This window comes from Micromonospora sp. GCM10011541, from assembly GCF_042650725.1.
GTDB classification, from domain to species: domain Bacteria; phylum Actinomycetota; class Actinomycetes; order Mycobacteriales; family Micromonosporaceae; genus Micromonospora; species Micromonospora sicca.
Genome location: NZ_JBHSBP010000049.1, coordinates 10,816 through 23,490, shown reverse-complemented (window position 1 = coordinate 23,490; position 12,675 = coordinate 10,816). Strand labels below are relative to the sequence as shown.

7 protein-coding genes are annotated in these 12,675 nt (G+C 73.6%); 1 reads left to right on the top strand and 6 read right to left on the bottom strand.

Features of this window, described 5'->3' with window-relative positions; genetic code table 11:
• Window positions 1–67 precede the first annotated feature (67 nt).
• Window positions 68–1,738, top strand: a complete 1,671-nt coding sequence (locus ACFOYX_RS17180; RefSeq protein WP_322441338.1) for a DUF885 domain-containing protein — start codon at window positions 68–70, stop codon at window positions 1,736–1,738.
• A gap of 53 nt (window positions 1,739–1,791) precedes the next feature.
• On the opposite strand, the gene ACFOYX_RS17175 is transcribed toward ACFOYX_RS17180, so the two are convergent.
• The 6 genes from ACFOYX_RS17175 to ACFOYX_RS17150 form a co-directional block, all read right to left on the bottom strand.
• Window positions 1,792–3,342 (bottom strand): DUF6114 domain-containing protein, encoded by a 1,551-nt coding sequence (locus ACFOYX_RS17175; protein ID WP_322441337.1) that lies wholly within the window; start codon window positions 3,340–3,342, stop codon window positions 1,792–1,794.
• 77 nt (window positions 3,343–3,419) lie between these two features.
• Window positions 3,420–4,028: a DUF6230 family protein gene (locus ACFOYX_RS17170; protein ID WP_109804392.1), complete on the bottom strand. Its 609-nt coding sequence runs from the start codon at window positions 4,026–4,028 to the stop codon at window positions 3,420–3,422.
• A 389-nt stretch (window positions 4,029–4,417) separates the two neighbouring features.
• On the bottom strand, window positions 4,418–5,584 hold the full coding sequence (locus ACFOYX_RS17165; RefSeq protein WP_322443929.1) for a DUF3068 domain-containing protein: 1,167 nt from the start codon (window positions 5,582–5,584) through the stop codon (window positions 4,418–4,420).
• Between the two features lie 69 nt (window positions 5,585–5,653).
• The gene (locus ACFOYX_RS17160) at window positions 5,654–6,502 is read right to left on the bottom strand and encodes a class I SAM-dependent methyltransferase (protein WP_322443928.1); all 849 of its coding nucleotides are present in this window, start codon (window positions 6,500–6,502) and stop codon (window positions 5,654–5,656) included.
• The gene (locus ACFOYX_RS17155; RefSeq protein ID WP_322443927.1) at window positions 6,499–10,842 is read right to left on the bottom strand and encodes an alpha-(1->3)-arabinofuranosyltransferase family protein; all 4,344 of its coding nucleotides are present in this window, start codon (window positions 10,840–10,842) and stop codon (window positions 6,499–6,501) included. Before ACFOYX_RS17155 ends, ACFOYX_RS17160 begins: the two co-directional genes overlap by 4 nt.
• On the bottom strand, window positions 10,839–12,500 hold the full coding sequence (locus tag ACFOYX_RS17150; protein WP_322443926.1) for a substrate-binding domain-containing protein: 1,662 nt from the start codon (window positions 12,498–12,500) through the stop codon (window positions 10,839–10,841). Before ACFOYX_RS17150 ends, ACFOYX_RS17155 begins: the two co-directional genes overlap by 4 nt.
• Window positions 12,501–12,675: the final 175 nt, after the last annotated feature.

Sequence of the window (12,675 nt, the reverse complement as noted above, 5' to 3'; positions counted from 1 at the left end):
GAGCTACCGCCCTGAACACGACAAACACAGTCGACACGAGGGCACCAGGGTCACGTAGGGTCGCACCGTGGGACGAATCGATGACCTCGCCAACCGGTACGTGACCGACTGGGCCCCGCTCAGCCCGACCGGCGCCACCTACGTCGGCATCGCCGGCTACGACGACCAGCTCGACGACCTGTCGCCCGACGGGTACGCGGCCCGCGCCGAGCTGACCCGGCGCACCCTGGCCGACCTCGACGTGACCGAACCGGACTCGGAGGCGGAGCGGACCGCCAAGGAGGCGATGCAGGAGCGCCTCGGTCTGGAGCTCGCCCGGCACGAGGCGGGCGAGACCACCAGCGAGGTCAACGTGATCGCCAGCGGGCTGCACGAGATCCGCATGGTGTTCGACCTGATGCCGACCGAGGGCGACGACGCCAAGGCGAACGTCGCCGCTCGGCTCAACCGGTTCGCCGGCGCGCTGGAGGGCTACAAGACGACCCTGCGCGAGGCGGCCGCCGCCGGGCGGGTCAGCTCCCGGGTGCAGCTGGTCGAGGTCGCCAAGCAGTGCGACGTCTGGACCGACCCGGCCGGCGACAACTTCTTCCACGGCCTGGTCGAGCGGCTGGGCGCGGACGGCACGCTCGGCGCCGAGCTGCGCAAGGGCGCCGCGGCGGCCACCGCGGCGACCGCCCAGTTCGGCGAGTTCCTCCGCGCCGAGTTGGCCCCGCAGGGGCGGGAGAAGCAGGCCGCCGGCCGCGAGCGGTACGAGCTGGCCTCGCAGTACTTCCTCGGCGCGAAGGTCGACCTGGACGAGACGTACGCCTGGGGCTTCGCGGAGCTGGCCCGGCTGGAGGGCGAGATGCGAACCGTGGCTGGTCGCATCGCGGGTCCCGGTGCCACTGTCGATGATGCCGTGCGGGCGCTGGACGCCGACCCGGCCCGGACCATCCAGGGCAAGGAGGCGTTCCGGGATTGGATGCAGGCGCTCGCCGACAAGGCGATCAGCGAGCTGCACGGCACCCACTTCGACATCCCCGAGCAGGTCCGCCGGATCGAGTGCTGCCTCGCGCCGACCAGCGACGGCGCGATCTACTACACCGGCCCGAGCGAGGACTTCTCCCGTCCGGGGCGGATGTGGTGGGCGGTGCCGCAGGGCATCACCGACTTCTCCACCTGGCGGGAGGTGACCACCGTCTACCACGAGGGCGTGCCGGGTCACCACCTCCAGGTCGCGCAGACCGCCGTCCGGGCGGAGCTGCTCAACCGCTGGCAGCGGCTGCTCTGCTGGGTCTCCGGGCACGGCGAGGGCTGGGCGCTCTACTCGGAGCGGCTGATGGACGACCTGGGCTACCTGGAGGACCCGGGCGACAAGCTCGGCATGCTGGACGGGCAGGCGTTCCGGGCCGCCCGGGTGATCGTGGACATCGGCATGCACCTGGAGTTGGAGATCCCGAGGGACAACCCGTTCGGCTTCCACCCCGGTGAGCGCTGGACGCCGGAGCTGGGCTGGGAGTTCATGCGGGCGCACTGCCGGGTGCCGGACGAGAACCTGCGCTTCGAGCTGAACCGCTACCTGGGCTGGCCCGGGCAGGCCCCCTCCTACAAGGTGGGTGAGCGGATCTGGCTGCAGGCCCGCGCGGAGGCGAAGGCCCGCAAGGGCGCCGACTTCGACCTCAAGGAGTTCCACCGGCAGGCGCTCGACCTCGGCTCGCTCGGGCTCGACCCGCTGCGTCGGGCGCTGGCCCGGCTCTGATCGGCGGACCGGGGGCGGGTGCCCGCCCCCGGTCACCGGTGGTGGAACGAAGGTCAGGAGAGGCTGAGCGCCAGCGAGGGCCGGGCGGTGAGCGTGTCGCAGTCGACGAAGGCCAGGTCGATCACCGGGTCGGTGAAGGTGACCGGGATCGGCGAGGTGACCGGGATGCCGTCCGGGAACGGCAGGTCCGGGGTCAGCGTGATCTTGATACCGAGGAGCCGACCGACGAAGCGGGTGGCGTAGAACGCGACGTCGCCCCGCACGGTCAGCTGGTCCGTCACGTACTGCTGGTTGCGACCCGCCGGCCCGTCCGCCACCAGCTTGAAGTCGTCGGTCACCGCCTCGGCCATGCCGAACTTCAACGCCTTCAGCGTCCCGCCCGAGGTGGGCAGGTCGACGATCCCCTCGAACCGCAGCCCCTTCATCGTGACCTTCGAACCGGTCAGTTTCGACGGCTGTCGGGCCGCCTTCGGCTGCCCCGGCTCGGGAGCGATCTTCGGCAGCAGCTTGCCGGGCTGGGGGGTGCCGGGCTTGGCGGGCTTCCCGGCGGGGCAGGTGCCTCGCGGCGGGGTGGCGGTCGGCGTCGGCGCGGCGGTCGGCCCGGCCGTCCCGACGCTCGGGGTGGGGGTGGCGCTTGCCGACGGGGTCGGGCTGGGCTCGGCCTGGTGCCCACCGGTGAACAGGTCCCCGATGCCCCGCAGGATGTCGGTGAGGAGGTTTCCGTCCGAGGTGGTCCCCGGCGACGGGCTCGGGCTGGCCGTCGGCGTCGATGACGGGGCGGCCCGGCTGGCGGAGGGGGACGGGGTGCCGATCTTCCCCGGCAGCTTCGGGCAGGCGGCGGGCGACGGCGCGGCCGCGCGTACCGGCTGCGGCTGGACGGCCACCAGCCCGGCGGCGGAGAGACCGAGCACCAGCAGCGCCACCGCGAAGTACCGGGGCTCGCGGGAGCCGCCGGGCGGCTCGGGCTGGCCCTCCGGCGGCGTTCCGTCGCCGGACCGGGCCGGCGCCACGTCGCGCGGACGGCCGTCGCCTGCGTGCTCCCCCGGGGAGTACGCCGGCGGCGCCTCGTCGCGCTGCCGCGGTACGCCCCGGCCGTCGGCCGGCATCAACTCGTCGACCACGCCCGGAGCGTCGGATCCGATGGTGGCCGGCGCGTCCGGCGGGGTCCCGGCGACCGGCCCGGCGGAGCCGTCGCTCTCCCCGGGGGCGGGCCGGGCGGTGGGTGCCCAGGCGAAACCGAGGGCGCTGCCGACCAGGCCGAGCAGCAGGCCGAGGAAGAAGCCGCCGAGGTTGAGCCCCATCAGCGAGTAGATCGTGGTGACCGCCGCGACGATCGAGTAGAACAGCCGCTGAGCCGGGCTGAACCAGAGCAGCAGTCCGCAGGTCAGCAGGATGGCCGGGATCAGCAGCGAGTACAGCCCGGTGGATCCGCTGTGGAAGCTCAGGCCGTTGAGTGTCATCCGGGTGGAGGCGAACATCTCCACTCCGGCCAACGCGGTGAACAGGCCGCCCCAGAACGGCCGGGTCCGTCGCCAGCTGCGGAAGCTCCGCCAGGCCCGGCCGGCACCAGCGGCGCGGACGTGTTGCGGATCGGCGGTTGTCACGTACTCCTCCTGGCGGAGCGGGGGGACGAGGGGACGGGGACAGGCCCGCGGCGGCGACCGCGGGCCCGCGGTTCAGCTCAGAAGCACTCCTTGCCCGTGGCGTCCTTCCCGACGTTGACCTTCAGCCGCAGGCCCACCAGGTTGAAGGTGGAGGCGGTGGTGTAGCGGGAGACCTGTTCCAGGTTGGTGATGGTGACCTTGTCGGAGTTCTGGCCGAACGAGCCGGTCCGGGCCGTCGGGTTCAGGTCGCTCGCGTCCCGACCGATCTTGATGTTGTCGAAGGTCGCGTTTCCGTCCAGGCTGTCCATCGCGATCAGCAGGTCCTTGGCCTTGGCCGGGTCCTTGCCGTCACCGGCGTTGATGGTCAGCACCACCGGCATCCCGGGCAGGTCGGCGCGGACCGACTGGCAGAGCTTGTAGAGGTCGGCGCTGCTGATCTCGGCGAGCGCGATCGGGTGCACGCTGCCGTCCTTCTCCCGGACGATGCCGCCGTACTGCTTGAAGCCGTCACCCTCCAGCCGGGCCGCACCGATCTTGAAGGTCTGGCCGGAGACGGTGATGTCGGACGCGATCGCGCCGCTCTGCATGCCGAACAGGATGGCGCCGACCGCGGCCGTCGCGGGCACCATCATCGCGGCGAAGCGCCGCCACCGGGTGCGTCCCGGGTTGTCGATCCGATCCTGCACGGATTCCTCCTCGATGGGGCTGGTGCTCGTCGGGGTGGGCCGGTCGACCGGTGGGGCCCCGGGCCGGGCCGTCACATCTGTTACCGGCGGGTAACGAACGTGCGAATGATGGTGCACCCACCGAGGCGGGGATCACAAGCCTCTACCTACGGTCGGGTAACTTCCGATCTACGTGCCGAAATGACGATTTCACGCTCCGCAGAGGGCGTCGCCGACCGGCCCCCGGGAGCAAGCGTCCAAAGGTGGATTTTCCGGGCGCGCGGCCGTGACGCTGAGCAATGAAGACATCGACACGTTACGATTATGTAACGAACGCGCAGCGTGACCACAGAGGCGCGGAGGGCGGGTCGACACGTGTCGACCCGCCCTCCGCCCGCGCTCTGCTCACCTCAGCGCTTGCCGGCCCCGTCCTCGGTGGCCGGGCGCTGTGCCGGCACCGCCGGCTCCTCCTCCGCGCGCCAGTTCGTCGACGCCGGCGGGATCTCGTCGCTCAGCGGACCGCCCTGGCGGACGACCTCGAACTGCTCGTCGGTCGCCGCGTCGGCGCCCCGGACCGGCTCCTCGACGCGGGTCGGAACGTCCGCCCGGTGCCGCGCCTCGCCGGCCGCTGCGCCACGACCCACCAGCACGCCACCGATCAGCAGCACCAGGCCCAGCACGGCCAGCCCGACCGGGACGTAGACGCTCAGCAGTCGGAGGCTGTCCCGGCTGTCCTTGGCCCGGTCCGCCGACGCGGTGATGGTCGCCTCGTTGTACGCGAAGTCCGCGTCCAGCAGCGTGGTCGGCGCGCCCACGTTCGGGGTCAGCACCTTCTTCTGCACCTCGCGCACCTTGATGAACGACCCGGTCACCGGGTCCACCCAGACCGTCCGCTGGTTGCTGTAGACGACCTTGCCGTCGGTCGCGCCCGGCGCGAACGTGGCCAGCAGCGGGGTGAGCCGGCCCGAGTCGAGGTTCAGCGGCTCGTCCGTGATCACCTGCTCGAACCGGTAGGTCTCGATGCCCTTGATGTTCTCCGTACCGGCGAACTTCGCGTCCCGGACGCGCCGCAGGTCGCGGTCGAAGATCCGGTAGTCCTTCTTCTCCGTGTGGAACGGGAACTTGTAGATCTGGCCGGCGAACTTGATCCCCTTGTCCTGCTGGCCGGTGTCGTCGAGCCACTGGCCGTTCCACTCCAGCGCCGCGCCGGAGACCCGGTCCAGGGCCAGCTGGGCGCCGTACGCGCTGACCAGCTGCTTGTTGTCGACCCGTTCCACGGTCTGGCCGACCCGCCACACCACGGCCTTGCCGTCGAGGGCTCCGGTCAGGTTCGCCGTCTCCTTGGGGAGCTGGGTGACCAGGACGGTGGACCTGAGGTCACCATCGTTGATCTTGATGGACCCGTCGTTGATCTGGAGGAACTTCGCGTTGCTGGCCTCCGCCACGGAGGTCGCGGAATCCAGATCGTAGGGGAGCTTGGCCAGCGCAGGGGTCACGACGAACACCAACCCGGCGGCCAGCGCCAGGAGCAGTACGCCAACCCCGAACAGCACGGCACCGAGGGCGCGGTGCTTCATTTTTCCTCCCTGGAGGAGCTCAATTTCGTCGATATCGATCAGTGAGATGGCCGCGAGGTTACTACCTGGTCACATCGCGACGCGACCCCCGGTCAGCCCTACTTTTCCCGCCGCAGCCGGTGATTCGCCGGTACCGACGGCCGCCTGCCCGAGCCCGTCCGGCTGCCCGCCCGTACGCCGGAGCACGAGCAGGAAGTTCCACGAGCCGATCTCGCGCGCTCCGGGGACCCGCACGATCCAGCGGCCCCACCAGGGGTGATAGCGGGGCAGGGCGTCGAGGACCTCGACGTCCGCGTTGCCCCGGGTCCAGCGCAGCGCGTCGGAGATGGAGACGGGGAAGAGGGTCTCCCGGAAGCGGTTCTTCGGCGGACGCCCCATCCGCCGCTCGTAGCGCCGCCGGGCCCGGTCCCCGCCCAGGTAGTGCCAGGGCGCGGTCTCGTGCCCGCCCCAGGGGGACAACCACGGGGTGAACGAGACGAAGAGGATGCCGCCCGGCCGGGTCACCCGCGCCATCTCGTCCAGCATCCGGTGCGGCTCGGAGACGTGTTCCAGCACGTTGGACGAGAAGCAGACGTCGACGCTGCCGGTGCGCACCGGCAGCGCGGTGCCGCTGCCGCGCAGCATGCCGGCGGCGGACCCGGCCGCGGAGAAGTCGCCGACGTCCGGGTCGAGACCGACATAGTGCGCGCCGCCCGCGCGGAACGCCTGCGCGAAGTAGCCCGGGCCACCGCCCACGTCGAGCACTGTCCGCCCGGTCAGCCGGGTGTAGCCGGAGACCTGTCGTACCGAGTCGTCGGCCAGCAGACCGTAGAAGCGGTCGGGATCGGTCTGCTCGACCAGGAACGCCCGGAACAGGGTCACCGAACGACCCAGGGTGGCGAACCGGCGGCGGGCCGCCCGTCCCTGCTCAGCCGTCATCGCACTACCGTCCCGTCCTCGTCCTCACCGGCGACCGGCGGGTCGCCGATCCCCGGGGCGGTCACCCGCGCCGGCGCAGCATCTCCGACCGGCCCGCCGGCGTCATCCAGGGGCGGGCCGGCGTCCGGGGTCGACGGCGCGCCGGGGACCGGCACCACCGCCGCCACCACCGCGCCGATCGCCACCAGCATCGCCGCCTGCACCCACGTGCCGTACGCCCACTCCTGGCCGTGGCCCCGCAGCCGGCCCGCCACCGCGGTGACCGTGGCCAGGGTCAGGCCGCCGAAGACCACCACCGGCAGCGCGCGACGGGCAAGCTGGCGCAGCAGCATCGCGGCGAGCACGATCGCCACCGGCAGCACCCCGCCCAGCGCGGCGAGCAGCACCACCAGCAACGTGCCGATCAGCCAGGGTGCGCCCTCGGCCGGTACCCGGCTCCCGTCCGCGGCCCGCCGGCGCGCCGGCCAGGCGGCCAACAGCAGCACGACGAGCACGCTCAGCGCGCCGGCGGCCAGCCCGCCACGGTAGGCGCGGTCCGGGGCGAACCTCAGGCGCACCTCGCCGCCGGCACCCGCCGGCAGCACCCACGCCTGCTGCCACCCGTCGACCCGGGTGGTCGGCAGGGTCCCTCCGTCCATCGTGGCCGTCCAACCGGCGTTCGCGTTCTCCGGTACGACGAGCAGCGCGCCCTCCCCGGCGCCCACCCTCAGCCGGCGGTCGGCCGGTGCCCAGTCCAACACCGAGACGTCCCGGTGCCGGGGTGTGGCGGCCGCGGCCCCGGCCGGGCGCAGCGTGACGTCCTGCGCCAGGAAGCCGCGCGACGGGGAGGTGGCCAGGCGGTGCCCGCCGGCCGGCAGGTCCACCACCGCGCCCGCCTCCCCGCACAGGGTCACCGCCATCGGCGTGCCGGCGACGGCGTCGCGCAGGGTGCCGGTGACCGCCGTCTCGTACCGGAAGCCGTCGAGTTCGAAGGCGGGGCCGGCACCGCACGGCGCGGCGATCCGGGTGTCCGCGGGCAGCGGCCGCAGCAGGCCGTGCAGGCCCGGGACCTCGACCTCGGCGATGCCGACGGTCGCGGTCCAGCCGTTGCCGCGCCGGTCCGCCACCCGGTCGACGACCTCCCGCACGCTGATCTCGAGTCGGTCGGTGTGCACTGCGGCCAGGCGGACCAGACCGTCGGCGCCGACCGGCACCAGCTGGACCCGGCCGCCCGCGCGCACCTCGACCCGCTCGGGCAGGGAGCCCACGGGCAGGTCGGCCGGGCGCAGCCGCAACTGGTCGATCCGGCGCTTCCCGTGCCAGCTCAAGGTGATCGTCGGACGCAGGTCACCGGTGTCGGCGAGCCAGGCGGTGCCGGGATCGCCGTCGACGGCCGCCCACGGCGCCACCGACGCGTCCCCGGCCAGGTACGACGAGGCGTCCGCGGTGACCCGCGCCCCGGCGAGGGCCAGCACACCCCCGGGGCGGGCCACGGCGGTGACCGTCAACCGGTACGGGCCCGGCGCCGCGCTGCGGAACAGCCGGTCCACGCCGAGCGGCTCCTCGCCGACCCGGGCCAGGAAGCGGTCGCACCGGATGACGGTGCCCGCCGTCCGGATCCCTGGGCCGGCCGTCGTGGAGCCGGAGCCCGTGGTCGGGTCGGCGTCGGCGGACGGGACGGCGTCGGAGCCGGAGCCGGGGGCGGCCGCCGGGAAGCACGCGGGCCGGCCGGCCGAACCCCGACTGAACGACCAGGAGACCGGGCCGGTGAGGGCGGGCAGGTCGGTGGGAACGCGCAGGGCCCGGTGGGGCGTCGTGCCCGGAACCGAGAACTCCCGGATGCCCACCCCGCCGTCGAGCCGGCCGCCGGCCACCGCGAGCACGGTGACCCGGATCGTGCTGGTGACCCCCGGCAGGGTGTAGTACGTCTGGGCGCCCAGCCCGGCGGCGACGTCGTGGTCGACCGAACCCCGGTCGGTGCTGATCCGGAACCGGGTGACCGGCCAACCGACCCCGAGGTCGTCGACGAAGGACAGCGAGACCTGCTCCACCTGACGTGGGGTGTCCAGGTCCAACTGGAGCCACTGCCCCACCGGCCCGGTGAGCGGCGCGGAGTGCCAGGAGGTGCCGGCGTCGCCGTCCACGGCGGCGAACGGCAGGTGCGACGGGTCGGCGGCGGCCAGGTTGTCCACGAAGCTGGCCGCCGTGGAGGCGGTCACGTCGCGGATCCCCTGATACGTCGCGACCGTCTGGTGTTTCTGGCCGGAGAACGGCAGCAGGTCGAGGGCGACCCGCCCCTGCCGTCCCGCCTCGGTCGCGGTCAGCGTCTGGCTGAGGTTGTCCCGGACCCGGCCGATGTCCCGTTCCCGCCGGCGCAGCCCGTCGGTGACGATCCACCGCCCGTCGGCCGCGTCGGACCCGGTGTCGGGCCGGTCGCCGGCGAGCACCACCGGCTGGTCCTGGCGGACCATGTCCTGTTCGAGCAGGGGCAGCAGCGACTCGGGGCCGCCGCTGATCGTGGGCACGTCGGCGGTGAGCACCGCGGAAGCCGCCGGCACGGATCGCTGGACCTCGTACACCTCGATGGCCGGCAACGGGCCGTCGCCGTCGTCCACCGGGCTGCCGGGCGTCCGGCCGACCGCGCCGGTCGTGCCGAAGGTGGCCACCCGCGCGATCCCGGGCGACCCGTTCAGCGCCCGGCGCAGCACCGCCACCGGCGGGGCATCCACCTGGGTCCGGTCGATGTCGTTGCGGAGCAGCAGATGGCGGAAGCCCGAGCGGGCCAGGAAGTCGGCCAGCCCGGCCGAGCCCCGCCCGCCGGACAGCACCGTCTCGACGGTGTCCATCATCCGGGTGTTGCCGGCCGAGCCGAGCGGGATCTGGTGCCGCACCGCCCAGGGCGCTCCGGCCAACGACTGCAACGGTTCGTCGACCGTCCGTCCCCAGTCGTACTGGCCGAAGCCGGAGCCGGGCACCACCAGGGTGCGGGCCAGGGCGTCCCGGTCGGCCAGCCAGGTGGCGGCGGCCCGCCAGTGCGGCGGCAGGTCCGACCAGCCGGGCCCGGGGCGCAGCAGCCCCGTCCAGGCGGGCGCGGCCGCGCCGACCACCAGCAGGAACACCGGTACGAACACCAGCGGGCGCAGCCGCAGCCCGGGACGGCGCCGGCGGGCGGCGGTGTGCAGCCGGGTGGCCCAGGCGTCCACGCCGTGGGCGAAGCCCAGCATCAGTGGCAGCCGCAGCACCGGCTCCAGCTTGTGCACGTTGCGGAACGGCGCCAGCGGGCCGTCCAGCAGGTCCCGGACCTGCTCGGAGAGCGGGCTGTCCAGGCTGCCGACGTAACCCATCGTGAGCAGGGTCAGCCCGGCCAGGAAGCCGAGCACCAGGAAGCGGCGCTCGGGCAGCAGGTTGCCGGCCAGCCCGGCCAGCCCGACCAGCGCCACCACCGCGGTGAGCGCCATCAGCACCGGGTGGTCGATCAGCAGCCAGCCCGCCGGCCACCACGGGTCGCCCTGGACGATGTACGCCACCCACTGGTTGGTGCCGCGTACCGCCTGGAAGAGCGAGGCGACGGCGGTGGTCGTGGTGGACGACTCGATGTAGTCCAGGAAGGGCAGGCTGTACTCGCCGAGCAGCAGCAGCGGCACGATCCACCAGAGGCAGACCCCGACCACGCACAGACACCACCAGCCGACCAGCCGCAGGTGGGCGGCGTCCCACCGCCGGGTGAGCAGCCACACCCCGGGCAGCACCAGGGCGAGCAGCACCACGGCCGCGTTGATCCCGCCCATGCCGAGCACGGCCAGCGCGGAGAGCGCGGCGGCCCGGCGCGGCGAGCCGATCCGGTGCACCCGGACCAGGGGCAGCAGCACCCAGGGCAGCAGCGCGGCGGAGAGCACCTCCGAGGAGAGCGCGCCGATCTCGGTGAGCATCCGGGGCGCGAGCGCGTAGCCGAGCGCGGCCGCGTACCGGGTCGGTTCGGTGCCGATCCGCATCGTCCGGGCCAGCAGCAGCAGGCCGTAGAAGGCGGCGCAGAAGAGCAGCGCGCACCAGAGCCGCTGGGTGATCCACGGCGGTACGCCGAGCAGCTGCCCGACCGCGAAGAACGGCCCCATCGGGAAGAGGTAGCCGTACGCCTGGTTCTGCAGCTCGCCGGAGGTGGCCTCCGGGTTCCACAGGTGCAGCGCCCGGGCCAGGAAGTGCACCGGGTTCGCCGCCAGGTCGAGCTTGGTGTCGAAGGTGACCTGGCCGGGCCGCTGGGCGAACGAGACCGCGGTGAGCAGCAGCAGGCAGAGCGCGGTGGCCGGGGCCTCGCGGACCGGCCGGAGCACCCGCGCCACGCCACGCGACGGCACCGTGGTCACCGCCGGCACTCCGGCGGCAGGCAGCTCAGCGCGGCCAGCGCGGAGAAGAAGATCTGCCGCATACCCTTCGGCTGGTCGGTGCGGAACACCTGACCGCCGGTCACCTTCGCGATCGCGTTCAGCTCCTCGGGGTCGACGTCCGGACCAAGGCCGACGAAGAGGACCGGCAGCGGCCGGCGCGGGTCCTGGAGGGCCTTGAGCTCGGCGAGGAACTTCGTCCGTCCGATGCTCTCGGCGTCCTCGTTCCGGCCGTCGGTCATCACCAGCACCAGGTTGATCCGGCCCGGGGTCCAGTGCCGCCGGGCGTCCCGGTACGCGGCCAGCGTGGTGTCGTACAGGCCGGTGCCGCCGTTCGGCTTGACCTTCACCTCGCCCAGCCGCCGGTCCAGCGCGGCCCGCTGGGCACGCAGCGGCCGGACCGGCAGGATCTCCCGGTAGTCCCGATCCCCGTCGACCTTGGTGGCGAAGACCCAGACGCCCAGCTCGCTGTTGTCCAGCAGCAGCCCGGCCCCCTCCCGGGCGGCGGCGAGGGTGGCGTCGAGCCGGGTGCCACCGCCGGGCACCCGGACGGCCATCGAACCGGAGATGTCCAGCACGGTGAGGATGCGGGCGCTGCGCTGCACGCCGCTCCACCCGGTCAGCATCTCGGTGACGGTCTCCTCGGCGGGCAGTGGCACCGGGTTGCGGTGGTCCGGGCTGAGCCGACGGTCGCGCGGCATCGCCGGCGGGTAACCGGCGACGGTGCGGAAGCCGTACCCGGTCAGCACGTCGCGGGACCCGGTGGTGAGCAGGTCGGTGAGGAAGCCGGCCGCCGCGTCGCGGACCGCGTCGGGGGTGCCGGGCAGCACCACGTACGGCAGGTCGAGATCGGGGACGGCGACCTCCGGGTACGCGGCGACCAGCTTGTCCGCGCCGGTCAGCGCGTTGTGTTCGAGCACCGCCTGCTCGGTGGTGGCGACCGCGTTCGAGCGGCCGGGCAGCCCGGCGTCCGGGGGCAGCGTGGTCGTGCTGTCGGCGGGGCTGAAGGTTCGACCGGCCAGCTTGCGCAGCGTCGCCGCCACCACGCCGCCCGGGTCGCGCTCCCCGGCGGCCAGCGCCCGGACGCCGAGCAGCGCCCCGACCCCGGCCGGATCGACGGCCGGATCGGGCAGCCCCACCTTTGCCGCGTCCGCCTTCGGGCCGACCAGCGGCCGCCAGGTCAGCGGCCGGGCCGGCCAGCCCGACCGGCGGGCCACCGGCTCGGTCACCGCCAGCACGACCGGAGTCCTCGCCACCGAGGTGCCCTGCCCGGGCACCTCGAACGCCCCGGTGGAGCGGGCCCGGCGCAGCCAGAACGTGGACTCCGGCAGCCAGGCGTCCGCCACGTCGGCGCCGTTGGCCAGCTCGGCGGCGACCTCGTCGGACTCCCGCGCCTGCACCACCAGCGCCACGCACGGCTGCCGGCCGACGGTGGCGCGGGCGATCCGGTCCACCGCCGGGGCGACCACCGGGGCGGCGGCCACCCGCAGGCGTACCCGCTGGAGGCACTCCGGCGTGCTGCGCTCGTCGCGCAGCCAGACGAATCCGCCCCAGCCGATCAGCAGCAGCGCGAGGGCCGCGCTGAGCAGCACCACCGGGGAACGACGGGCGAGGATCCGCGCCGGGACGTCGGGCACCACGACCGGCCACCTCCTCGCCATTTCGCCGAGCCGGCAGGCGCCGGCCGCAGGTCACGGGTATTGCGGAACGGCCTGACCGGTTTCGCCACCGGCGGCGCACGGTTCCGCGCTGACACACCCTGCCAAGCTTTCGGGTCCCCGGCAAACCCCCGGTCGACGAGCTGTTATCCGATCG